Below are 23,627 nucleotides of genomic sequence, written 5' to 3'. Positions count from 1 at the left end.
GTTCAGTTTTAGGCTAGTCCCTAGGTAATTCCCGCAGCTTACAGTATCATAGCCGCCATATTCGAGACTCCGCGCCACACAGACTCAAGGGAGACCACGCTTTGGAAGATTACATTATCTGGTTTGACCACCTGGGAATGTCCGATGTTGACCGTGTTGGAGGCAAGAACGCTTCCCTCGGTGAAATGATCAGTAATCTCGCCAATGCAGGTGTTACCGTTCCTGGCGGTTTTGCAACAACTGCACACGCCTACCGGGAATTCCTGGCCACCGATGGCCTGAAAGACCGCATTGATGAAGCCCTGGATGCCCTGGACGTTAACGATGTTAACGAGCTGGCCCGGGTTGGCGCACAGATTCGCCAGTGGGTGATCGACACCCCGTTCCCCGACGTTCTTGATAATGCCCTGAAAGAGGCCTACGCGAAACTCCGGGATGGCAATGAGTCCATGGCGGTTGCTGTTCGTTCTTCTGCGACTGCGGAAGACCTGCCGGATGCATCTTTCGCTGGCCAGCAGGAAACCTTCCTGAACGTGGTTGGCCTGGAGCAGGTTCGTGTTTCTGTAAAAGAAGTATTTGCCTCCCTGTTCAACGACCGTGCGATTTCCTACCGGGTTCACCACGGCTTTGACCACAAGCTGGTGGCGCTGTCTGCCGGTATCCAGAAAATGGTGCGCAGTGAAACCGCTTCCAGCGGCGTCATGTTTACCCTGGACACTGAATCCGGTTTCCGTGACGTGGTGTTTATCACCTCTTCCTATGGCCTGGGCGAGACAGTGGTACAGGGCGCGGTAAACCCTGACGAATTCTATGTACACAAGCCGACCCTGGAAGCGGGCCGTCCGTCTGTGCTGCGCCGTAACCTGGGCAGCAAGGCCATCAAGATGGTTTACCATTCCGAGCCCGGCGAAGGTAAGTTTGTGGAGACCGTGAAGGTAGACCACGACGAGCGCAACAGCTTCTCCATCACCGACGCGGAAGTAGAAGAACTGGCCAAGCAGGCCATGATCATCGAAAAGCACTATCAGCGCCCGATGGACATCGAGTGGGCCAAAGACGGCGACGACGGCAAGATCTACATCGTTCAGGCCCGCCCTGAAACCGTCAAGAGCCGTGCGTCTGCCAACGTAATGGAGCGCTACCTGCTGAAAGAAACCGGCAAGGTACTGGTGGAAGGCCGCAGTATCGGCCACAAGATCGGCAGTGGCCCGGTGAAGATTATCACCAGCATTAACGAGATGGACCGTGTGCAGCCCGGCGACGTGCTGGTAACAGACATGACGGACCCGGACTGGGAGCCGGTCATGAAGCGTGCGTCTGCCATTGTGACAGACCGTGGCGGCCGTACCTGCCACGCGGCGATCATTGCCCGTGAGCTGGGTATCCCGGCGGTAGTCGGCTGTGGTGATGCCACCGAGCTGCTGAACGATGGCCAGGAAGTGACTGTGTCCTGCGCCGAAGGCGACACCGGCATGATCTACGAGGGTGCGCTGGACTTCGAACTGCGTGAGAACACCGTCGATTCCATGCCCAACATTCCGTTCAAGATCATGATGAACGTGGGCAACCCGGACCGTGCCTTTGATTTCCAGGCGCTGCCGAACGAAGGTGTGGGCCTGGCCCGCCTCGAATTCATCATCAACCGGATGATCGGCGTGCACCCGAAAGCACTGCTGAACTACGACAACCTGCCGCGGGATATCAAGCAGACCGTAGACAAGCGCATTGCCGGCTACACCTCGCCGGTGGACTTCTACGTGGACAAGCTGGTTGAGGGTATTTCCACCCTGGCCGCAGCCTTTGCGCCCAAGAAGGTGATTGTTCGCCTGTCTGACTTCAAATCCAACGAGTACGCCAACCTGATTGGCGGTACTTTGTACGAGCCGGACGAAGAGAACCCGATGCTGGGCTTCCGTGGTGCGTCCCGCTATATTTCCGAAACCTTCCGTGACTGTTTCGAGCTGGAATGCCGTGCCCTGAAAAAGGTGCGCAACGAGATGGGCCTCACCAACGTGGAAGTGATGGTTCCGTTTGTGCGCACGGTGGGCGAAGCCGAGCAGGTGGTGAACCTGCTGGCCGAGAACGGCCTGAAGCGCGGCGAGAACGGCCTGCGGGTGATCATGATGTGCGAGCTGCCGGCCAACGCTCTGCTGGCGGATCAGTTCCTGGAGCACTTCGATGGCTTCTCTATCGGTTCCAACGACCTGACCCAGCTGACCCTGGGCCTGGACCGGGATTCCGGCATCATTGCCCACCTGTTCGATGAGCGGAACGACGCGGTGAAGATCCTCCTGTCCAACGCTATCCAGGCCTGCAAGAAAGCCGGCAAGTACATCGGTATCTGTGGTCAGGGCCCGTCGGATCATCCGGACCTGGCCAAGTGGCTGATGGACGAGGGTATCGATACGGTATCCCTGAACCCGGATTCTGTACTGGATACCTGGTTCTTCCTGGCCGACGAAAAGATTGACTGATTACGAACCTTCGGAAAAAGGAGAGTAGCAAGGTGAGCAATATTATTACGCCGGATCTGTGCGACGAGTTTCCGGAAGTACAGGTGGTGGAAGCCGGCTTCAACAACTACGGTGGTGTTCGCCAGTTTGGCGGCGAAATCGTAACGGTTAAGTGCTTCGAAGATAACTCCATCGTAAAAGAGCAGGTTGGCCTGCCGGGCAACGGCCGGGTGATGGTGGTTGACGGTGGCGGCTCAAAGCGGAATGCGCTGCTGGGCGATATGCTGGCCGAGAAAGCCGCTGAGAACGGCTGGGCCGGGCTGGTTATCTATGGCTGCATCCGCGATGTAGACGAGATCGGCAAGACCCATCTGGGTGTTCAGGCGCTGGGTACCATTCCGCGCAAGACCGAGAAGCGTGGCATTGGTGACCTGAACATTCCGGTGACCTTCCACGGGGTGACGTTCCACCCGGGGCAGTATGTCTATGCCGATAACAACGGCATCATTGTTTCCGAGAAGCCCCTGGTGTAATTCCGGGGCAGGAAGCAGAAACAAAAACGGCGGCCAGGTGGGCCGCCGTTTTTGTTTGCAGGACTGGAACTTGAAGGGCCGGTGATCAGGCCCAGTTGTCGGTCTTGCGGGTAGGCTTAAGCATAGGCACCAGAAGCGCCAGCAACACGCCGGCAAACACCAGGCCTGCGCCCAGCAGCATGAAGTCGGATTCTTTACCGGCTTCCAAGCGCTCGTTTTCGGCGGTCAGTACTTCCAGGTCGTTACGCAGTTTCTGGTTGTCTTCCAGAAGCTCCCGGTTGCGGCGCTCCAGGTTGATGGAGTCGGCGGCGATGTTCTTGATGCGCTCCAGTTCTGTCTGCAGTTGCCGGGACCGGCTGGACAGGTTGCTTTCGGCACTCTCCAGTTCGTCGCGCTCGGAGGTAACGGCATTGAGCTGCTCCCGGGCCTGGGCCAGTTCTGTCCGGGCGGTTTCAAGGTCACGGGTTGCCTGTTGCAGGCGGTCTTCTGCGATGGGCTGGTTGCTCAGATACTGGCTGGCAACCCAGCCTTCGTTACCCTTGGAGGTGCGTACCCGGGTGTAGCCGTCTCCGGTTTCGAGCACTTCCATGCGGGTGCCGCTGACTGCGTTCTCGATAATGCGGAACTGGGAGCCGGCGCCGGTGCGGACAGGCAGGTAAACTTTGTCGTCTACCCAAACCGTTCGGGCCTGGGCCACGGCAACCGAGCTGATGATAAGCAGTAAGCTGAGAAATAAACGAAACGGTGTCACGGGCGGGTTTCCCTGAGTTTGACGGTTGTTGCTTTAGTTTGCCTGAAAATCAAGGCGCCAATTTTGTCACAGGATGGCCGTGGTTCAAAAGCGCCCGAGGGTTACAATCCGCTCATGCTGCTCAGGGCAGGGCGACCTTGTAGGGCTTCACTTTCACTTCCTTGTAAACACCAGCATCCACATACGGGTCGGCATCGGCCCAGGCCTGTGCCTGCTCAAGGGATTCAAACTCGGCAATTACCAGGCTGCCGGTAAAGCCGGAATCGCCCGGTTCCGGTGAGTCGATGGCCGGGTGCGGGCCGGCAACCAGCAGGCGGCCCTGGTTTTTGAGGTCTTCAAGCCGGGCCAGGTGGGCCGGGCGCGCCTGTTTGCGCAGGGTCAGGCTGTCCGGGATGTCTTCACTGATAATGGCGTAATACATAGGTGCTCCGGTTATCGTGGGCCGGGGTAACGGCCCGCAGGCCAAGGCTGATACACTGTGGCCACGTTTTATGACAGGAATGCCCGTGACTATACCCCAACACCAGAATCCATGCATCGACCTGCATTGCCACAGCACCGCGTCGGATGGCGCATTGGCTCCCGAGGAGCTGGTTCAGCGCGCGGCAGAACAGGGCGTTACCCACCTGGCCCTGACTGACCACGATACGATCAACGGCCTGGAGCCGGCGCGACAGGCGGCTGCAGGGCACGGGATGACACTGGTTAACGGCACTGAGCTGTCCTGCGTATGGCGCAGCCAGGCTATTCATATCGTCGGGCTGGATTTTGATCACTTGGATGCCGATTTCCTGGCAGCGCTGGCGCGCCAGCATGACAACCGCTGGCAGCGTGCCCGGTTGATCGCCGACAAGCTGTCCAAGCTGAAAGTGGATGGATTACTGGAAAAGGCCACCGCCCATGCCGGTGGGGATGTTCCGGGCCGCCCCCACTTTGCCCGGGTGCTGATTGATGAGGGTGTGGTCTCCCGAATGGATGCCGCCTTCAAGCGCTATCTGGGTACCGGCAAGCCGGGTGATGTGAAAGCCTGCTGGCCGGAACTGGACGAGGTGGTTGGCTGGATTGAGCGGGCCGGGGGGATCTCTGTGCTGGCGCATCCCCGCAAGTACAAGCTGACCGCGACCAAGTTGCGAGAGCTGACGGCGGATTTCCGAAGAGCCGGGGGGCGAGGTATCGAGGTGTCTGTTTCCGGGCAGTCCAGTGGTGATCTGGGCTTTGTGGCGGAACTGGCCAGGCGGGAGAAGCTGCTGGCATCGCAGGGCAGTGATTTCCACTTTCCCGGTGCGCCCTGGTGCGAGCTGGGCAAGATAACAAAAATGCCAGAGGGGCTGGAGCCCGTCTGGCATCATTTCAAGCAGCCGGTCAGCGCCGGGGTTTAATCCGGCGCGTGGAACAGCAGGTACAAGTCGGTCAGTGAATCCGGGATGGCTTCTGCCATCCGGCTGGCCAGTTTCTCGTCGTTGCGGACTTTCTGGAAGTCTTCATCGTCGAACAGGCCAGACAGTGTCAGCATGGGCACCATCAGGTCTGCCACTTCTTCTTCATCGGCGGCTTCGAGCCATTCTTCCTCGTGATCCAGGAAGGTGTCTACGAACCCTGCGCACCAGTTTTCCAGTGCGTTCATGGGGTCGCCGTCTTCCGGCTCCGGGAGTTCCAGCGACTGGCCCATATCCAGCAGGTGGGCCATTTCCCTGGAGAGTTCGTTCACGCAGTGAGCGAAGATCTCGGGTACCCCGCCATCGGGCAGGTTATCTGCGCCGGTGGCAAGGCGGAAGATATCTTCCGCCCCGAGGCTGACCGGGCCAACGACGCTGGCGCATACCACCCCGTGCAGTCCGAAGAAGTCCAGGGCGTCGTCGCCCCAGGGCTCGGCGAAGAGGATGTCTTCCAGCGCTTCGATGTCCGAATTGGTCAGCATAATCAATTACCCCCCGGCCTGCTTTTCAGCTTCGGCCTTTTTAGCTTCTTCGGCCGCTCGCTGACGCTTGCGGACCTCTCTTGGATCATTGTAAGCGCGGCCTGGAGTTACCGGTACGTCTTCCGGCTTGGCCTGGGCTTCGGGAGCTGGCTCTTCGGCCTTCTCGGCCTTTGCTTCCGGCTTTTCTTCAGCCTTCACTTCAGGCTTGGACTCCGGCTTGGCTTCAGCCTTTTCCTCAGCCTTAGGCTCGGTTTTCGCTTCAGGAGCCTTGGCAGGCTCAGCCGCTTCGGCCGGCTTGCTGGTGGCTTCCGGAGCTGTCTCTGCCTTGTCGGCTTGTTCCGGCTTGTCAGCGTTATCCGCCTTTTCTGCCTTTTCTGCCTTCTCTGCAGCCTTGGGCTTGCGCGGGCGGCCGCCGGAGCGGGGTTTGCGGGCCGGCTTGTCTTCGCTGGCTTGAGGCTTTTCCTCGGCCTTGGCTTCGGTGCTTTCAGTCTGCTCAGCTTTCGCCTCAGCCTTTTCCGCTTCTGGCTTGGTCTCTTCAGCCTTGGGCTCTGCAGGCTTGGTTTCTTCAGCCGCCGGAGCCTTCTCGGGCTGCTTGGCAACCTCTTGCTTCACCTCGGCCTTGGCTACCTCAGCTTTTTTCACCTCGGCAGTATCCTGCTCGACGGCTTTTTCCGGCTGGGTGTCTTTCTGGTGCTTTTCGCTACGCTCGGCTTTACGCTCAGCCGGAGTAGACACCGGAGCCTCGGCCGGAGAACCGTCCCGGTTACGCTGACGACGCGGCTTGCGGCGCTTGTCATCGGCTACCGGCTTGTCGCTGGCCTGCTGGGGCTGCTGGCTGTCAGCCTGGTCGCGGGTTTCCTTCTGGTCTTTCTGGTCCTTCGGATCCCGCTGCGGACGGTTACGGTTCTGGCTGCGGTTCTGGGAATCCCGGCGGTTATCGCGACGGTTGTCGTTTCCGCGGTTATCCGCGCCTTTGTTGTCGGCAGACTTGTCCTGCTGACCCTGGCGACTGCCGCTACTACGGGACTGGTCGTCGCTGCGGTTGTTGCGGTTACGGCTGCGGTTGTCGTCGCTGCGGTTCTGGGAACCGCCCTGGCGGCGATCGTTGCCGTTGCGGTTACTGCTGCCACCGCCACTGCGCTGATCATCACGGGCTACGCGGGTTTTCCGGCGATCCTGGCGGGCCTGGGGCCGACGGTCGTCAGTCCGCTCGCGGGTGGTGCTGCGCTGGTTGGTGGTGCCTTCGCTTTCCGGCTGGTCGCCGCGGAAGAAGCAGGCAATCTTCTTGCCCAGTTTGCGGAACAGGCCTTCTTCCTGCTCGCGGGCTTCCTGGCTGGCTGGCGCCGCTGCCGGAGTGGGCGCAGGAGCCGCCGGGCGAATGGCTTTTACAGCGGCCTGTTCGCGTACCGGCTTTTCGGTGCCGGGCATTTCAACGACGGTTTCTTCTTCGCGCTCGTTGTACTGCTGGGCAACCTGGTGGCTGGAAACGTGTTCCGGGGTGGCTTCATCCTGGCGCAGGCGGATGATTTCGAAGTGCGGGGTTTCCATGTTGGGCACCGGGGCAACCACAACAGAGACTCCCTGGCGGGCTTCGATATCGGCCAGCTGCTTGCGCTTCTCGTTCAGCAGGAAGGTGGCCACAGAGACCGGCACCATGGCGCGGACTTCGGCGGTTTTTTCCTTGGAAGACTCTTCGTAGATCAGGCGCATGATGCTCAGGGCCAGGGATTCGATACCCCGGATGGTGCCCTGGCCTTCACAGCGCGGGCACACTTCACTGCGGGTTTCACCCAGAGACGGGCGCAGGCGCTGCCGTGACATTTCCAGCAGGCCGAAGCGGGAGATCTTGCCAACCTGAACGCGGGCCCGGTCGATTTCCAGGGCTTCGCGCATTTTGTGCTCGACTTCACGCTGGTGCTTGGCCGGGGTCATGTCGATGAAGTCGATCACGATCAGGCCGCCCATGTCGCGCAGGCGCAACTGGCGAGCGATCTCTTCGGCCGCTTCCAGGTTGGTCTGCAGGGCAGTCTCCTCGATATCGTGGCCCTTGGTGGCCCGGGAGGAGTTGATGTCGATGGATACCAGCGCTTCGGTCGGATCGATCACGATGGAACCGCCGGACGGCAGTTTTACTTCGCGCTGGAATGCGGTCTCAATCTGGCCTTCGATCTGGTAACGGCTGAACAGGGGGATTTCATCCTTGTACAGCTTGATCTTGTTTTCGAAGGTGGGCATGACGGCGCGAACGAAGCTCAGGACGTCTTCGTAAACGCTTTCTGCGTCGATCAGGACTTCGCCGATGTCCTGGCGGAGGTAGTCGCGCACGGCGCGGATGATCACGTTGCTTTCCTGGTGAATCAGGAACGGAGCCTTGCGCTCACCGGCCGCCTGGGTAATGGCTTCCCAGAACTGCACCAGGTAGTCGAGGTCCCACTGGAGCTCTTCGGTGGTACGGCCGATGCCGGCAGTACGCACAATGATGCCCATAGACTTGGGCACCTGGACGCCGTTCATGGCTTCTTTCAGCTGGGCCCGCTCTTCACCTTCGATACGGCGGGAAATGCCGCCGGCACGGGGGTTGTTCGGCATCAGCACCAGGTAGCGGCCGGCCAGGGAGATGAAAGTGGTCAGGGCTGCGCCCTTGTTGCCACGCTCTTCTTTATCTACCTGTACGATGACTTCCTGGCCTTCGGAGACCACATCTTTGATGTTGATCTTGCCTTCGATCTGGCCCGGGGACTTCTTGAAGTATTCCTTGGAGATTTCCTTCAGGGGAAGGAAGCCGTGGCGGTCGGCGCCGAAGTCGACAAAGGCAGCTTCCAGGCTGGGCTCTACGCGGGTGATGCGGCCTTTGTAAATGTTGGATTTTTTCTGTTCGCGGGTGCTGGATTCGATATCCAGGTCAAACAGCCGTTGGCCGTCTACAAGCGCTACGCGCAACTCCTCGGGGTGAGTTGCATTGATCAGCATTCTTTTCATGGAAAGAAAGGGTTCCTGTCGTTTGTTAGTGACAGAAAACCGGAGGGTTCGCATCAGCGAAGCAGGATGTGCGTGCCGCAGGCCCTGTTACAGCAGGGAGGGGCCGGCGGCCAGACGGATCATACCCTTATGGGGTGAGATCCTGTAAGTCTGAGACCACCGCCTGTGATTCGCCTGCCTGTGGGCAGGGAGAGTTCGTTCAGGTTGAGTGTCTGTTGACGCATAATATCCGTTTTCAGGTTCACACAAACTCCTGGGTCTCACGTCGTATTGGTTTGCAGACGGCCCGGGTTCGCGTGGCAATGATTCTTCGCGATGTCGCCCGACGGTTTTCCGTTCGGTTGTTTCGGCTCCCGGTCAGGTGCAGCCTCTCTGGGTCTGGCCTGTGAGTCCGGAAGTTTGTCTCCCGCCGTGCCCGGTAATGATTGGGCTTGCGGCGTTCAATCTCTTAATCAGTGTCGGTATACTGCTGCCGCTCCGGCTTCTGACCAGAGTTCGTCAGGCCGTAGACAAACGGCAGAGCACGCCGGAATATAACAGTAAAGGGCTGGTCATTCAATCCTGCATTCATCCACCGCAAAAGGTTTCCCATGGCGCGTAATTCTGGTTCCCGTAACAAGCCGTCCAGGGCTGGCAAGCCGGGTCGGCCGGGCTCTTCCCTGGCAGGGCAGGGCAGGGCTGCGGCACCTGCGCCGGCTGCCGCGCCGGCAGAGCGCACGGTGCAGAAGGGGGTGCAATGGATCAGCGTAGATGAGGATATGGCCGGCCAGCGGGTGGATAACTTTCTGATGGCCCGCTTGCGGGGTGTGCCCAAAAGCACGGTGTACCGGATTGTCCGCAAGGGCGAGGTGCGGGTTAATAAAGGGCGCGTGAAGCCGGATACCCGCCTTCAGGCCGGTGATGTGGTGCGTATTCCGCCCATGGTGCAGCAGGCCAAGGCCGAGCAGCCAAAGCCCGGTGACCGGGTGCAGGGCGTCATGGAAGCAGCCGTGGTGTTCGAAAACGATGATATGCTGGTGGTGAACAAACCTTCCGGTATTGCCGTGCATGGCGGCAGCGGTTTGAGCTTCGGGCTGATCGAAGTGCTTCGTTCTTCCCGGCCACAGGCGAAGTTCCTGGAGCTGGTGCACCGGCTTGACCGTGATACTTCCGGGCTGGTGATGGTGGCCAAGAAGCGATCGGCCCTGCGTTTTCTGCAGGATGAACTGCGGCACAAGCGGATACGTAAACACTATCATGCGCTGGTGGCGGGCACCTGGCCGGAAAAGCTGGCGCGGGTGGCCGAGCCGCTGTTGCGTTACGAGATGCCTAACGGCGAGCGCCGGGTGAAGGTGAGTGGCGAGGGCAAGGAATCGCTTACGCTGTATCGGTGTTTGCAGCGGTATGAGGGTTATTCGCTGGTTGAGGCTTCGCCGGTTACCGGTCGTACCCACCAGATCCGGGTGCATTGTGCCTGGGCGGGCCACCCGATTGCCGGAGACGACAAGTATATGGATGACGCCAGCCTGAAGGCGTTTCGTGCCGTGGGCGGTGAGCGGTTGATGCTGCACGCCCGGGCGCTGGAGTTCACATTGCCCGGTTCAGGTGAGGCAATGCGGCTGGAAGCTCCGTATGATACCCCTTTCGGCAAGCTGGTTGATGCGCTTGCCCGTCGCAGTAAAGGTAAGTTCTGATGAATGTAAAAGTAGTGATTTTTGACTGGGACGGAACCCTGATTGATTCCGTAGACCACATTGCTGACAGTCTGCACCAGGCTGCCACTGAGCTTGGGTATCCGGAACTGGAGCGTGAGGCCTACCGGGATATCATCGGCCTGGGCATGATCGAGGCTCTGGAAAAGCTGTATCCGGGGCTGACCCGCGACGAAATGCAGCGCATCCGCGATGGTTACGCAGGGTATTTCTTCCAGAAGGTGACCACCCCGCAGAACGTATTTGACGGTATGGCCGACGTGGTTACCGATATCCGGCGTTCCGGGCGCGGCTGCTCTGTGGCGACCGGCAAAAGCCGGCGCGGCCTGGCGAGGGCCCTGACCTACAGTGGCTTGGGCCCGCACTTCGATATCACCCGGTGTGCGGACGAAACCCGTTCCAAGCCGGATCCGCTGATGCTGGAGGAGATCCTGGCTTTCTACGGCTATGAGCCGGAAGAGGCGGTGATGATTGGTGATACCCGCTACGACCTGGATATGGCCCGGCGTATTGGTATGCCGTCCATTGGCGTTGAGTGGGGTGTGCACCAGCGGGATGTGCTGCAGGAATACGACCCCCACGCGGTCGTCACGTCGGTAGACGAATTGCGTCGGGTTCTGGGGCTTTAATGGTTTTGTTACCGCATTGATCGGTTAAGGGATAGCGGATGAGCGAGTGGGATTCGGACAAGCAGCCCGGCTGGGGCGATGAGCCGGCGCAACCTGAAGAAAAGGGGCAGGGTGCGTCTTCCGGTAAGAAAGGCTGGTTTGGCAAGAAGCAACCGGCTATGCCGCCGGAGTCTGGCCGGGACTGGCGGCTGATCGAGAAGCTGGTGATGTCGTTGCAGGCAGAGCAGCGACGCAGCCGGCGCTGGGGTATCTTTTTCAAGTTTCTGACCTTCGGTTACCTGTTCGCGTTGCTGTTCCTGATCCGGTCTCCTATCGGTGATGGCATGGCGGGTGCCACCGGTGCCCACACGGCATTGGTAGAAGTGAATGGCACCATTGCGGCGGATGAGCTGGCCAGTGCCGACAACCTGGTGGGTGCGCTGCGCTCGGCTTTCGAGGCCGAGAGCTCCAGGGCGGTTGTGCTGCGCATCAACAGCCCGGGTGGTAGCCCGGTACAGTCCGGATATGTCTATGACGAGATCAAGCGCCTGCGGGAAGAGTACCCGGATAAAAAGCTGTATGCGGTGATTTCCGATATTGGGGCTTCCGGTGCCTATTACATTGCTGCGGCGGCTGATGAAATCTACGCCAACCGGGCAAGCCTGGTGGGTTCTATCGGCGTGGTTGCCGGTGGTTTCGGTTTTACCGGGCTGATGGAGAAGCTGGGTGTCGATCGGCGGCTGTATACCGCTGGCGAAAACAAGGCGTTCCTCGATCCGTTCTCACCCGAGCGTGAAGGCGAGGTTGCCTTCTGGCAGAGCGTGCTTGAAAACACCCACAAGCAGTTCGTGGAAGCCGTTAAGGCTGGCCGGGGTGACCGCCTGGCCGAAAACGAAGAATTGTTCTCCGGCCTGGTGTGGAGCGGCGAGCAGGCGCTGGAGCTTGGCTTGATTGACGGGCTGGGTAGCACCTCCTGGGTGGCTCGCCAGCTGGTGGGCGAAGAAAAACTGGTTGATTACAGCCGCAACCGTTCGCCGTTCCAGGAACTGGTGGACCAGCTTGGTGTTGCGGTGGGTGAGGGTGTAGCCAGTCGCATGCTGGAGTCCCGCCTGGAGATTCGGTGAGCCAGGCTTTTCGGGTGAAGCAGCCCTGACCCGGTTTGATCAGGGCTGCAGCAGCGGATTAACGCCCAGTTCCCTGAGCAGGTCGATCAGCGCGATCAGCGGCAGGCCGATCAGGCTGTTCGGGTCTCGCCCTTCCATGCTTCGGAACAGGGCAATGCCGAGCCCTTCCATCTTGAAGCTGCCGGCGCAGTCGTAGGGCTGTTCCTTATTCAGGTAGTTTTCGATTTCTTCAGCTGTCAGTTCCCGGAAGTGGACCTCGAAAGGTTCGCACCGGGTTTTCAGGGTGCCGGTACGGGTGTCCAGTACCGCAAGCCCGGTCAGGAATCTCACGCTGTTGCCGCTGCTGAGGCCTAGTTGTTCCCGGGCCTTCCGGTGGCTGCCGGGTTTGTTCAGTAAGGTGCCGTCCGGTAGTGTGGCCACCTGGTCGGAGCCGATGATGATTGTGTCCGGGTAGTGTTCTGCCAGGGCCCGGGCCTTGCCGGTGGCCAACCGGAGCGCGAGTTGTTCGGCGGATTCGCCGGGAGCCGGCGTTTCATCAATGTCCGGGCTCGCACTGTTAAAGGGTAGCCCCAGCCTTGCCAGTAGCTCTTTGCGGTAAGGGGAGGATGAGGCGAGCAGCAGGGGCGGTTGGTTCATGAATGCCTTCTGGTTCCGGTGTATGGTGCGGTGATTCAGGCGGAAACGCCGGAGGTTATCGTAAAATACCCCTACTTAAACGGGAAGGGGTGGGTTAAAAGCGATTAAGTCTTTGACAGCAGGCGGTCTCGCCCCTAAAATTGCGCGCCTATGTCTGAAGCACCGAATGCTCAACTGCCAAAATCCGTAGACCCTAACCGGCTGGCGGAACAGAACACGACCCTGGAGGGAGTTATTCCGCTCGCGGGGCTTGTTCGTTTCTCCGAAGCGGTTCCGGGGTTGCCGGAATGCAGCGAGTGCCACGTTAAGCTTTCCTTTTATATGGATAGCGAACGTCGCCGGTTGGTGTCGGGTGAAGTATCCGCACCGGTGATACTGGAATGCCAGCGTTGCATGAATAACATGCAGACAACGCTGGAATCCCGTTTTGATTTGGGGCTTGTGCTCAACGATGAGCAGGCTCAGAGGTTGCCCAAGGCGTTGGAACCCTTCCCGATGGAAGACTACAACGCAGATTTGTGGGCCATGGTGGAAGATGAACTGTTGCTGGTTCTGCCGCCGTTCCCCCTGCATGAACGCCAGGATTGCCCGGCGAGCAAGGAACTGGAAGCACTGGAACCACAGCAGGCCACCGAGAAGCCCGAGGCAAAGAAACGCGAGGATAACCCGTTCAGTGTTCTGGCGGGCCTCAAGAACACCAAGCACTAACGTTTTCGTAATCAGGTCAGGAGCATAATCATGGCTGTACAGCAAAATCGCAAGACCCGTTCCAAGCGCGGCATGCGCCGTTCACACGATGCCCTGAGCACTGCTGCTCTGAGCACCGACGCAACTACTGGTGAAGTACATCGTCGTCACCACGTATCTCCGGACGGTTTCTACCGCGGCAAGCAGGTTGTTGAAGCTCGCGACGAGTAAGATCGTCGGGAAACTCTTCTGACCTGTGTCGCATGGACCCGTGGTGAGTAAACCAGTCACCATAGCCATTGATGCCATGAGCGGTGATCGTGGCGCTTCAGTGGTGGTCCATGCAGCGCTGGAAGCAGTGCGCGAAAATGAGGCCTTGAGTCTCGTTCTGGTAGGTATCCGGAGCGAGCTCGAGGCCTTGTTGCGTGATGGGCATGCCAGAATCCGCATTGTTGAAGCGGCGGATGTAGTGCGCATGAACGAGCGCCCTTCCCATGCGCTGCGACACAAGAAAAACTCCTCTATGGCCATTGCGCTCTCCCTGGTGCGCGACGGCGAAGCCCAGGGCTGTGTCAGTGCCGGAAATACCGGTGCGTTGATGGCTTTCGGGCGATCTATTATCCGCATGTATCCCGGCATTGAGCGGCCGGCCATTGCCAAGCTGGTTCCCTCGTTGCGGGGCCGCTGCCACGTGCTCGACCTTGGCGCCAACGTGGATTCCAGCGCCGAAAACCTCTACCAGTACGCCTTGATGGGGTCGCTGATGGCCACCGCCATCTGTAGCCTGGCCGAACCTCGCGTGGCCCTGCTGAACGTGGGTGAGGAAGAGATCAAGGGCAACGAACAGGTTCGCCTGGCCTCCCATATGCTTGCCCAGTGCGACACTCTGAACTACATAGGGTATGTCGAGGGCAACGACCTTTTCCGTGATGTGGCCGATGTTGTAGTGTGTGACGGCTTTGTAGGCAATATTGCCCTGAAGACCGGTGAAGGTGTTGCGGGGTTGTTGATTGAGCTGCTGGAGCAGGCGTTTACCCGTTCGCTCTGGGGCCGCTTTGTGGGGCTCCTGGCCAAGCCGATTATCGGCCGGCTGTTGCAGCTGATGGACCCTTCACGGCATAACGGTGCCAGTTTGCTGGGGCTTCAGGGAGTCGTTATCAAGAGCCACGGCAACGCCAACGAGCGTGCGATGCTGGCGGCAATCCGGCAGGCAGTTCGCGAAGTGGAGCTGGAAGTGCCCCGTCGCATCAACGAACGGCTCGATGACCTGATGTTATAGGTCGCCAACGGCTGCTGAGACTAAAGTCTGCCCGCATTTGCGCCCTTATTCGCGGATAATTGGCCTGAGTTGTACTATTGGCTAATCTCCACCCACCCTTCAATGACGATAAGATTCCGCCCATGAAATCAGCGTTTATTTTCCCCGGACAAGGCTCCCAGTCGGTAGGCATGCTTTCTGCTGCTGCCGAGGCGTGGCCTATGATCAGTGAAACCTTTGATGAAGCGTCTAATGTTCTGGGCTATGACTTGTGGCACCTGTGCCAGCATGGGCCGGCTGAAGAGCTGAATCAGACCATGGTAACCCAGCCTGCGTTGCTGACCGCCAGTGTCGCCTTGTGGCGCCAGTGGTGCGTGTCTGAAGGCCCGCGCCCGGACTTCGTGGCTGGCCACAGCCTGGGTGAGTACAGTGCCCTGGTGGCTGCTGAGAGCCTGGACTTCATTGAAGCTGTAAAGCTTGTTCAACTGCGCGGCGAGCTGATGCAGGATGCCGTGCCTGCCGGTGAAGGCAAGATGGCAGCCATCCTGGGCCTGGAAGACGCCGATGTGGTTGCGGCCTGTGAAGAAGCCGCCCAGGGCGACGTGGTTGCAGCAGTGAACTTCAACGCACCCGGCCAGGTGGTGATTGCCGGTTCCGCTGCGGCGGTAGAGCGCGCAATCGAGGTTTGCAAGGCAAAGGGTGCCCGCAAGGCCATGCCGCTGCCGGTGAGCGTGCCTTCCCACTGCTCCCTGATGAAAGGCGCTGCCGAGCAGCTGGCTGAAGCACTGGAAGATGTCCGCTTTAACGATGCTGTCATTCCGGTGGTTCAGAATGTGAATGCAGCCGTGGTTAAAGATGCCGATACGCTCAAGGCAAACCTCCTGAAGCAGTTGTATTCTCCGGTGCTTTGGACAGACTCTGTGCGGGCGTTGGTTGCCGAGGGCGTTAACGTGTCGGTTGAGTGTGGTGCCGGCAAGGTTCTGGCCGGGCTGGCCAAGCGCATTGACCGCCAGTTGGCGGTGAACAGCATCGAAGATCCCGATTCTCTGGCAGCCGCCCTGAAGGCGTTTGGCCAGTCCTGATAAACGGAGTTGTTTATGTCTTTGGAAGGCAAAGTTGCACTGGTAACCGGTGCTACCCGGGGGATTGGCAAGGCCATTGCCCATGAGCTGGCCCGGCAGGGTGCGGAAGTTGTGGGCACGGCTACCAGTGCTGAAGGTGCTGAATCCATTACCGAAGGCCTGAAGTCTGCTGGCTTCAAGGGCTACGGTATTGTGATGAACGTAGCCGATGCCGACAGCATCGAGGCGGGCCTGAAGCAGCTGACCGAACAGTCTGGTGCTCCGCAGATCCTGGTCAACAATGCGGGTATCACCCGTGATAACCTGTTGATGCGCTTGAAAGACGACGACTGGACGTCTGTGCTGGAAACCAACCTTTCCAGTGTTTACCGTACCAGCAAGGCCGTTTTGCGTGGTATGGCCAAGGCCCGCTGGGGCCGGATTATCAATATCAGTTCCGTGGTTGCCGGTATGGGCAACCCGGGGCAGGGCAATTATTGCGCTGCCAAGGCCGGGGTTGAGGGCTTCACCCGCAGCCTGGCCAAAGAAATGTCTAACCGCGGCATTACCGCTAACTGTGTAGCGCCCGGTTTTATTGACACCGATATGACCAAAAAACTGGACGACAAGCAGCGTGACGCTATGCTGGAAATTATTCCGGCAGGGCGTTTGGGCGAGCCGGAAGAAGTAGCTTCTGTGGTGGCTTTCCTGGCCTCTGAGGGCGCAGCTTACGTTACCGGAGAAACCATTCATGTGAATGGCGGCATGTACATGGGTTAAGCCCGTTTCGGGCTGTAGTGCAACCCCTTGTCGCACAACATGTTTAACTGAATCCCTGCTTGTTTGCAGGTAGGGTTTAAACTAAACTGGCAGCCATTGAGTTGCTTGGTTGACACTAAAGTGAGGACATTATGAGTACAGTTGAAGAGCGCGTGAAGAAGATTGTTTGTGAACAGCTGGGCGTTAAAGAGTCCGAAGTTCAGAACACATCTTCTTTTGTAGAGGATCTTGGCGCTGACTCACTGGACACTGTTGAGCTGGTTATGGCCCTGGAAGAGGAATTCGAAACTGAAATTCCTGATGAAGAGGCTGAGAAGCTGGGCTCCGTTCAGGACGCGATCGACTATATTGTCGCGCATACCTGATACTCAGTAGATCAGATAGCCAGGCTAAAAGCCGTCCTTTAGGCTTCTTGAAGGACGGCTTTTTTATTGGCTGAATATCAGCATTTCGGTTAAAAACGACACGGAATATTCAGGTGAGTGGGGTTATGAGCAAGCGACGGGTTGTCATTACAGGCATGGGGATGTTGTCCCCGGTAGGGAACGATGTCAGTACCTCCTGGAGCGCAGTGTGTGCCGGGCGCAGTGGCATTGGCCAGATCGACCGGTTCGATGCCAGCGAGTATGGCACGCGCATCGGCGGGGCGGTAAAGGACCTGGATATCGAACCCTGGCTGTCTTCCAAAGAAGCCCGCAAGCTTGACGCCTTCATTCACTATGGCCTGATTGCCGCCCAGCAGGCGGTGGACGACAGTGGCCTGGAACAGTTCGACAAGCTCGACAAGGAGCGGGTGGGCATTGCCATCGGCTCCGGTATTGGCGGCCTGGAGTACATCGAAAAGAACATTATTCAGATGGAAAAGGCCGGCCCCCGCAAGGTATCTCCGTTCTTTGTGCCGGCGTCTGTGATCAATATGATTTCCGGTAATGCGGCTATCCGGTTTGGCTACAAAGGCCCGAACATCGCCATTGTGACCGCCTGCACCACCGGTACCCACAACATTGGCTATGCGGCCCGCACCATCGCCTACGGCGATGCTGACGTGATGCTGGCCGGCGGCGCCGAAATGGCCACCACCCGTTCCGGCATTGCCGCATTCTCTTCCGCCCGTGCCCTGTCGACCCGCAATGATGAGCCGGAAAAGGCCAGCCGCCCCTGGGACAAGGAGCGCGACGGCTTTGTGTTGAGTGATGGGGCTGGCGTGCTGGTCCTGGAAGATCTGGAGCATGCAAAAGCCCGTGGCGCGACGATTTACGGCGAAGTGGTCGGCTTTGGCATGAGCGATGACGCCCATCACATTACCGCACCCCCTGCAGACGGCGACGGCGCTGCCCGGTCCATGGCCAATGCTTTGCGGGATGCGGGCCTGAAGCCGGAAGAAGTGGATTACATCAACGCCCACGGCACATCGACCCTGGTAGGGGATGTAGCCGAAGTGGCTGCTGTTAAAGCGGTATTTGGCGGCCATGCGCAAAAGCTGGCCATGAGCAGCACCAAGTCCATGACGGGCCACTTGCTGGGCGCTGCTGGTGCCGTTGAGGCCATTTTCTCGGTGCTGGCCCTGCGCGACGGCATTCTGCCACCAACCATTAACCTGGATAACCCGGATGAAGGTTGTGACCTGGACTTCGTGGCCAATCAGAGCCGCAAATCCGATGTCCGGGTAGCGCTGTCCAACTCCTTCGGCTTTGGCGGTACCAACGGTACGTTGATTTTCCGCCGTTACGAAGGCTGAGACCTCTGTGGTAAAGCGCTTCTGGGCGGATGAAACCGGTTTGCCGGCGGCAGACCGGGGCCTGGCCTACGGCGATGGCCTGTTTGAAACCATTCGTGCAGAAGGGAGCTCAGCCCCCTGGCTGGATCACCACCTGGCCCGACTGGTGCGGGATGCTGCCCGGCTGGGAATTGAGGTGCGGCTGGACGAATTGCTCGCGGCCAGCGGCGAAGCCCTCGAGCGTTACGGAAGCCCCGGGAAGGTGTGGGTCCTGAAACTGATCCTGACCCGTGGCGCGGGTGGGCGAGGCTATCGCCCGGGGGCCGGCATGGAGCCCAACCTGCTGGTTTCCTGTTCCGATGCGCCGCCGCTGCCCGATTCTGCCGGCGTGGTGGTGGAGTTCTCATCAGTACCCCTTACGGTCAATCCCTTGCTGGCCGGTATCAAATCCCTCAATCGCCTGGAACAGGTGATGGCGGCCCGGGAGCTCTCCGGTGACTGCTTTGAGGTGCTGATGGCAGATGCCGCAGGGCATATTGTCGAGGGCACCCGAACCAATCTGTTTGTACTCACCGATGAAGGCTGGATAACACCCCCCGCGAATTCCGTAGCCGTGGCGGGTGTTATGCGCCAGCTGGTTATCGAGCGCTTGCAGCAGGCCGGGGAGACGTTCCAGGAAGCACCCATCACCAGGGAACAGTTGCAGCCGGAAGTTTGCCGGGGCCTGTACCTCACCAACAGCGTGCTCGGGGTAGTGAGGGTTCGCAACCTGGCGGGCCAGGATTTGCCTGCAGAGCGGTGCCTTGCGACAATCTGCCGTCTCTCCACAACTTTGGAATAATGCGTGTGTTCAGGAAGTTACTGATTCTGATTGTGGCCCTCGCGGTTCTGGCGGCGGCTGGCGCTGGTTTGTGGCTATGGCAGGGCCTGCAGACCCTGAAGCAACCGGTTGCCCTGGATGAGCCGGTGTTGTTCAGTGTAGAGCAGGGCACATCCTTTGGCCGGCTGGCGCAGAAGCTGTCGGACGACGGCCTGGTCAGCGATCCGCTCTGGTTAAAGCTATACGGCCGCCTGAACCCGGAACAGACCCGGATCAAGGCTGGTGACTACGAACTGCAACCGGGGATGACACCACTGGCCATGCTCGACACCATGGTAGAGGGCAAGGTGAAACTCTGGTCCGTCCAGTTTATTGAGGGCTGGACCTTCTCTGACATGAGAACCGCCCTGGCCAACTCCAGACGGCTCCGGAAAGAAACCACAGACTGGACTGACGAGCAGGTTATGGAAGCCGTTGGCGCCGAAGGCCAACACCCTGAGGGTTGGTTCTTCCCGGATACCTACATGTTCAGTGGCAGCGAGACCGACCTGGATATCCTCAAACGCGCCTATAAGCGGATGACGGCTGTCCTTGAAGAAGAGTGGGGGAACCGGGAAGAAGGCTTGCCCTATAGCTCCCCCTACGAAGCATTGATCATGGCCTCGATTGTCGAGCGGGAAACCGGTGTAGCCTATGAGCGGCAGCAGGTGGCCGGTGTGTTTGTGCGCCGCTTGCAGAAAGGCATGCGCCTGCAGACCGACCCGACGGTGATCTACGGCATGGGTGACAGCTACGATGGCCGTATCCGTACCCGGGACCTGCGTGCCTACACTCCCTATAACACCTACCGGATTGACGGCCTGCCACCCACGCCCATTGCCTTGCCCGGCCGGGATTCGGTACATGCCGCCTTGCACCCGGACGACGGCGACGCCCTGTACTTCGTAGCCCGTGGTGACGGCAGCCACACGTTCTCCCGCACCCTGGCCGAACACCAGAAAGCGGTCCGGGAGTTCCAGCTGAACCGCAGAGAAGATTACCGATCCTTCCCGGCACCGGATGCCGGCGCAGATGACAACGAGGAAAACTGATGGCTGCCAGAGGCCGCTTTATTACCTTTGAGGGCACCGAGGGGGTTGGTAAATCCACCCAGTTGCAGAACGCGGCAGACACGCTGACATCGCTGGGGATTGATGTGGTGGTTACCCGGGAGCCGGGTGGCACGCCCATGGCGGAAAAGATCCGGGAGCTGTTGCTGGCCCCCAGGGAAGAACCGGTGCATGAAACCACCGAACTGCTGCTGATGTTCGCCGCCCGTGCCCAGCACCTGCACAACCGGATTCTGCCGGCACTGGCCGCAGGCAAGTGGGTGCTGTGTGACCGCTTTACCGATGCCACCTTCGCGTATCAGGGAGGGGGCAGGGGGGTGCCTGAGGAGCGCATAGCGCTGCTGGAAACCCTGGTGCAGGGCGATGTGCGGCCGGACCATGTTGTCCTTCTGGACGCACCGGTAGAAACCGGCATGGCCCGCGCAAAGAAGCGGGGCGAACTGGACCGGTTCGAGCAGGAAGAACTGGCCTTTTTCCAGCGGATTCGCGATACCTACCTGGCCCGGGCGACCGCTGCACCCATGCAATACCATGTTGTGAATGCCGCCTTGCCCCTGGCGCAGGTTTCGGAAAGTGTGACGGGATTGCTGTCGGCCCTTGCCCGCGTTGATAGTTGATTTCGTGCACTTTCTGTCGCGATCTGCTTTAATTGCAACACATTCTCGATTAAAGGCGTGCAGCTTGAATGCTTGACGCAAAGCTTCTGAAACTGCCGGTCAATTCACACCAACACCATCACGAACATCACCAGATTGTGGTGGGCGTGCGTGGCGCTGCCGAACTGAGTGTCGACGGCGTGGGTTCGTTTCTGGACACCTGGAAAGCCTGCCTGGTGCCAACCGAAGCCCGGCACGACTACTGCGGGGACCACGAGAACCACGTGCTGGTGATTAACCTGGACCCGCTGAGCCCTGTCCTGGATTCCCCGGCCCATGCCGACTACGAACGCATGGCCGGGGTCTTCGAGAAGCCCCGCACTATCCAGATGGACAACCGGCTGCAGGGCCTTGTGCAGTTTGCCGCCGGAGAATTCGACCGCTCCCCAGATAACGAACCCCTGCACCGGCACCTTGCGGCCAGTATCCTGTATTCCATGGCCGACCGGATTGTAGACGGGCAGGCCACCCGTGCCAGCCGGCACAGCATCAGCCCTGACGCCATTCGCCGGTATATCGTCGATAACCTGCACCGGAAGATCACCGTGCAGGACCTGGCCCGGGAAGCCTGCCTGAGTACCAGCCGTTTCCACGAAGTGTTCCGAGAAGTGTCGGGCATTACCCCGCATCAGTTTCTGATACAGACCCGACTCGACCAGGCCGTGCGCCTGTTGTCGTCAACGTCCCTCTCGGTGTCTGAAATCAGTTACCGGACCGGCTTTTCCTCCCAGAGCGCACTCACCAATGCCCTGCGCAAATACAAGGGAACGACCCCGTCCCGGTTACAGATTGGTGACCGGGTAGCCTGATCTGCCCGTAAAGCCGACAGTCCCGTAGGATTGTGCAAAACAATCGTAGGATTTTGTAAGCCGGGAATCCGTAGTAATACTAACTTATAGCGTCTGTATTCCCGCCTTGCGGAAGCAGGGTAGGCGATTGTCGCAAACCAGCGGCGGTCGACTATAGTGAAGGAGTATCCGTGCGGGTAAGTCCCGCTCCAGTCAGGAAGATTTCAGGTAAACAAGAAAAACAGTGCAGTCCGCAGGCCGCGTGCCGGCGCTGTGCGCTGAGAGCGGACCGAGGTCCGACTCACTTAAACCGGAGGGGCCTTATGGCTATTGGCGTTTGGATCAGTCTATTTGCGTACTTTGCAATCATGATTGCCATTGGCATTTATGCAATGCAGAGATCTACGTCTTCATCTGAAGATTACATGCTCGGTGGGCGGGCACTCAGCCCGAAAGTAGCGGCACTGTCTGCCGGTGCTTCCGATATGAGTGGCTGGTTGCTTCTGGGTCTGCCCGGGGCATTGTATGTATCCGGTCTGGCTTCAGCCTGGATCGGTATCGGCCTGTTTGTGGGCGCATTCTTTAACTGGGTTCTGGTGGCACCCCGCCTGCGGGAACAAACCGTTCACTACGGTAACGCCATCACCATCCCGTCTTTCCTTGCAAACCGGTTCCCGACTCAGGCTCTGTCCCTGAGAACCGTGTCTGCCATTGTTATCGTGATCTTCTTTGCGGTTTATACCGCATCTGGCCTGGTTGCCGGCGGCAAGCTGTTTGAAAGTGCCTTTGCCGGCATCTTCAACTTCGGCGGCCTGAGCGATTATGCAGTGGGTATTGTAATCACCCTCGGCGTGGTTCTGGCCTACACCGTAGTAGGCGGCTTCCTGGCAGTGAGCATGACCGACTTCGTGCAGGGCTGCATCATGATGCTGGCACTGGTGATCATGCCGGCAGTTGTGCTGTTCGGTGAAGGTGGCGGTGGCTTTGCTCAGGCGTCCCAGACCTTGAATGAAGTTGATCCGACCTTGCTGTCCTGGACAGAGGGGCTCACCTTTATTGGCTGGCTGTCGGCTGTCACCTGGGGCCTGGGTTATTTTGGCCAGCCGCACATCATCGTGCGCTTCATGGCAATCCGCTCCCTGAAAGACGTTCCGACCGCCCGTAACATCGGTATGGGCTGGATGGGTATCTCCCTGATCGGTGCCATCTCACTGGGTATCTTCGGCCGTGCCTACGCCGTTCGTAACGGTATGGACATCGCAGACCCGGAAACCATCTTCATCATCCTGTCTGACCTGCTGTTCCACCCGCTGATCACCGGCTTCCTGTACGCAGCCCTGCTGGCGGCGGTCATGAGCACCATCTCCAGTCAGCTGCTGGTATCGTCTTCCTCACTGACAGAGGATTTCTATCGCCTGTTCCTGCGCAAAGAAGCGACCGACAAAGAGTGCGTAAACGTCGGCCGTGCCTGCGTTGTAGCCGTTGGCCTGGTGGCGGCAGTTATCGCCTCTGACCCGAACTCACAGGTTCTGGCCCTGGTCAGTAACGCCTGGGCAGGCTTCGGTGCCGCCTTCGGCCCGCTGATCCTGCTGTCCCTGATGTGGTCCCGCACCAACGGCGCCGGTGCCATTGCCGGTATGGTCGTGGGTGCTGCCACGGTAATGATCTGGATCTCCCTGGGCTGGAACGGCAGCTTCATGGGTGGCCCGGGCGTGTATGAAATCATCCCTGGTTTCGTTGCCGCCTTCATTGCCATCGTAGTGGTCAGCCTGGCCACCAAGGATTCTGGCGAGTACCAGCATATCCAGCGGTAACAGAATCCACTGATCAAAATCAGTGTTCTGACAAGGGCTCCCTGCGGGAGCCCTTTTTTTGTTTGCCCGGCGAAGCCGGCAAACCCGGCCATCTGAAAGAAGGTGGCGTCACCCCGACTGAGGGGAAGACAATCCGACTGGCAAGGGCGTCACTGGCCAACGGTGGGGTCTGAAGGAAGCCATAGGAAGTTAACGGTACACAACGCAAGTGAACCTGCTTCGGCAGCCCAGGTGGGTTAGCGTG

At 59.2% G+C, this 23,627-nt stretch carries 23 protein-coding genes; 18 read left to right on the top strand and 5 right to left on the bottom strand.

Annotated elements, in window-relative coordinates; all coding sequences use genetic code 11:
• Positions 1–101 precede the first annotated feature (101 nt).
• A complete protein-coding gene (gene ppsA, locus AC13DJ_RS14445) occupies positions 102–2,474 on the top strand; it encodes a phosphoenolpyruvate synthase (protein WP_022988087.1) in 2,373 nt (790 codons plus the stop codon).
• A 32-nt stretch (positions 2,475–2,506) separates the two neighbouring features.
• Entirely contained in the window at positions 2,507–2,986 is a 480-nt protein-coding gene (rraA, locus tag AC13DJ_RS14440; RefSeq protein WP_022988086.1) for a ribonuclease E activity regulator RraA, read from the top strand.
• Positions 2,987–3,071: 85 nt separating this feature from the next.
• Here rraA and AC13DJ_RS14435 read toward each other — a convergent pair whose 3' ends face one another.
• Positions 3,072–3,737 carry a TIGR04211 family SH3 domain-containing protein gene (locus tag AC13DJ_RS14435; protein ID WP_058340101.1) on the bottom strand — a complete coding sequence of 222 codons (666 nt, stop codon included), beginning with the start codon at positions 3,735–3,737 and terminating at the stop codon, positions 3,072–3,074.
• A 121-nt stretch (positions 3,738–3,858) separates the two neighbouring features.
• Entirely contained in the window at positions 3,859–4,158 is a 300-nt protein-coding gene (locus AC13DJ_RS14430; RefSeq protein WP_022988084.1) for a YciI family protein, read from the bottom strand.
• An 85-nt stretch (positions 4,159–4,243) separates the two neighbouring features.
• Between AC13DJ_RS14430 and AC13DJ_RS14425 the strand changes: the two genes are divergently transcribed.
• Positions 4,244–5,116, top strand: a complete 873-nt coding sequence (locus AC13DJ_RS14425; RefSeq protein ID WP_289101074.1) for a PHP domain-containing protein — start codon at positions 4,244–4,246, stop codon at positions 5,114–5,116.
• On the opposite strand, the gene AC13DJ_RS14420 is transcribed toward AC13DJ_RS14425, so the two are convergent.
• Positions 5,113–5,655, bottom strand: coding sequence for a YecA/YgfB family protein (locus tag AC13DJ_RS14420; RefSeq protein ID WP_022988082.1), 543 nt, complete (start codon positions 5,653–5,655; stop codon positions 5,113–5,115). The genes AC13DJ_RS14425 and AC13DJ_RS14420 overlap by 4 nt on opposite strands.
• A gap of 6 nt (positions 5,656–5,661) precedes the next feature.
• The gene (gene rne, locus AC13DJ_RS14415; protein ID WP_474539954.1) at positions 5,662–8,634 is read right to left on the bottom strand and encodes a ribonuclease E; all 2,973 of its coding nucleotides are present in this window, start codon (positions 8,632–8,634) and stop codon (positions 5,662–5,664) included.
• Positions 8,635–9,224: 590 nt separating this feature from the next.
• Between rne and rluC the strand changes: the two genes are divergently transcribed.
• The 3 genes from rluC to AC13DJ_RS14400 are packed head-to-tail and all read left to right on the top strand — an operon-like array spanning position 9,225 to position 12,057.
• Positions 9,225–10,307: a 23S rRNA pseudouridine(955/2504/2580) synthase RluC gene (gene rluC, locus AC13DJ_RS14410; protein WP_289101071.1), complete on the top strand. Its 1,083-nt coding sequence runs from the start codon at positions 9,225–9,227 to the stop codon at positions 10,305–10,307.
• Complete coding sequence (locus AC13DJ_RS14405; RefSeq protein WP_482932829.1) at positions 10,307–10,954, top strand: HAD family hydrolase; 648 nt, start codon at positions 10,307–10,309, stop codon at positions 10,952–10,954. The genes rluC and AC13DJ_RS14405 overlap by 1 nt, the downstream gene beginning before the upstream one ends.
• Positions 10,955–10,992: 38 nt before the next feature.
• On the top strand, positions 10,993–12,057 hold the full coding sequence (locus tag AC13DJ_RS14400; RefSeq protein ID WP_289101069.1) for a S49 family peptidase: 1,065 nt from the start codon (positions 10,993–10,995) through the stop codon (positions 12,055–12,057).
• 39 nt (positions 12,058–12,096) lie between these two features.
• Here the strand turns inward: AC13DJ_RS14400 and AC13DJ_RS14395 are convergent, their stop codons facing one another.
• A complete protein-coding gene (locus tag AC13DJ_RS14395) occupies positions 12,097–12,693 on the bottom strand; it encodes a Maf family protein (RefSeq protein WP_058340094.1) in 597 nt (198 codons plus the stop codon).
• 150 nt (positions 12,694–12,843) lie between these two features.
• Here AC13DJ_RS14395 and AC13DJ_RS14390 point away from each other — a divergent pair, with 150 nt between their 5' ends.
• From AC13DJ_RS14390 to putP, 12 genes are all read left to right on the top strand, one after another.
• Entirely contained in the window at positions 12,844–13,401 is a 558-nt protein-coding gene (locus AC13DJ_RS14390; protein WP_289101067.1) for a YceD family protein, read from the top strand.
• Positions 13,402–13,431: 30 nt separating this feature from the next.
• Positions 13,432–13,611, top strand: a complete 180-nt coding sequence (gene rpmF, locus AC13DJ_RS14385; RefSeq protein ID WP_022988074.1) for a 50S ribosomal protein L32 — start codon at positions 13,432–13,434, stop codon at positions 13,609–13,611.
• Between the two features lie 43 nt (positions 13,612–13,654).
• Positions 13,655–14,659, top strand: a complete 1,005-nt coding sequence (plsX, locus tag AC13DJ_RS14380) for a phosphate acyltransferase PlsX (RefSeq protein ID WP_201785312.1) — start codon at positions 13,655–13,657, stop codon at positions 14,657–14,659.
• A 122-nt stretch (positions 14,660–14,781) separates the two neighbouring features.
• The gene (gene fabD / locus AC13DJ_RS14375) at positions 14,782–15,720 is read left to right on the top strand and encodes an ACP S-malonyltransferase (RefSeq protein WP_094624236.1); all 939 of its coding nucleotides are present in this window, start codon (positions 14,782–14,784) and stop codon (positions 15,718–15,720) included.
• A 15-nt stretch (positions 15,721–15,735) separates the two neighbouring features.
• A complete protein-coding gene (gene fabG, locus AC13DJ_RS14370) occupies positions 15,736–16,479 on the top strand; it encodes a 3-oxoacyl-ACP reductase FabG (protein ID WP_022988071.1) in 744 nt (247 codons plus the stop codon).
• Between the two features lie 131 nt (positions 16,480–16,610).
• Complete coding sequence (acpP, locus tag AC13DJ_RS14365) at positions 16,611–16,844, top strand: acyl carrier protein (protein ID WP_022988070.1); 234 nt, start codon at positions 16,611–16,613, stop codon at positions 16,842–16,844.
• Between the two features lie 125 nt (positions 16,845–16,969).
• Positions 16,970–18,217 (top strand): beta-ketoacyl-ACP synthase II, encoded by a 1,248-nt coding sequence (gene fabF, locus AC13DJ_RS14360; protein WP_474543852.1) that lies wholly within the window; start codon positions 16,970–16,972, stop codon positions 18,215–18,217.
• Between the two features lie 7 nt (positions 18,218–18,224).
• Positions 18,225–19,037 carry an aminodeoxychorismate lyase gene (pabC, locus tag AC13DJ_RS14355; RefSeq protein WP_474539952.1) on the top strand — a complete coding sequence of 271 codons (813 nt, stop codon included), beginning with the start codon at positions 18,225–18,227 and terminating at the stop codon, positions 19,035–19,037.
• On the top strand, positions 19,037–20,107 hold the full coding sequence (gene mltG, locus AC13DJ_RS14350) for an endolytic transglycosylase MltG (RefSeq protein ID WP_474539951.1): 1,071 nt from the start codon (positions 19,037–19,039) through the stop codon (positions 20,105–20,107). Before pabC ends, mltG begins: the two co-directional genes overlap by 1 nt.
• Positions 20,107–20,742 (top strand): dTMP kinase, encoded by a 636-nt coding sequence (tmk, locus tag AC13DJ_RS14345; RefSeq protein WP_022988066.1) that lies wholly within the window; start codon positions 20,107–20,109, stop codon positions 20,740–20,742. Before mltG ends, tmk begins: the two co-directional genes overlap by 1 nt.
• 68 nt (positions 20,743–20,810) lie before the next feature.
• A complete protein-coding gene (locus AC13DJ_RS14340) occupies positions 20,811–21,590 on the top strand; it encodes an AraC family transcriptional regulator (protein ID WP_199456909.1) in 780 nt (259 codons plus the stop codon).
• Positions 21,591–21,892: 302 nt separating this feature from the next.
• Positions 21,893–23,383, top strand: a complete 1,491-nt coding sequence (putP, locus tag AC13DJ_RS14335) for a sodium/proline symporter PutP (RefSeq protein WP_474543853.1) — start codon at positions 21,893–21,895, stop codon at positions 23,381–23,383.
• Positions 23,384–23,627: the final 244 nt, after the last annotated feature.

The sequence above is a fragment of the Marinobacter sp. L-46 genome (assembly GCF_056859535.1).
The sequence above is the reverse complement of the archived record's forward strand: the minus strand, read 5'-3'. Positions and strand labels throughout refer to the sequence as shown.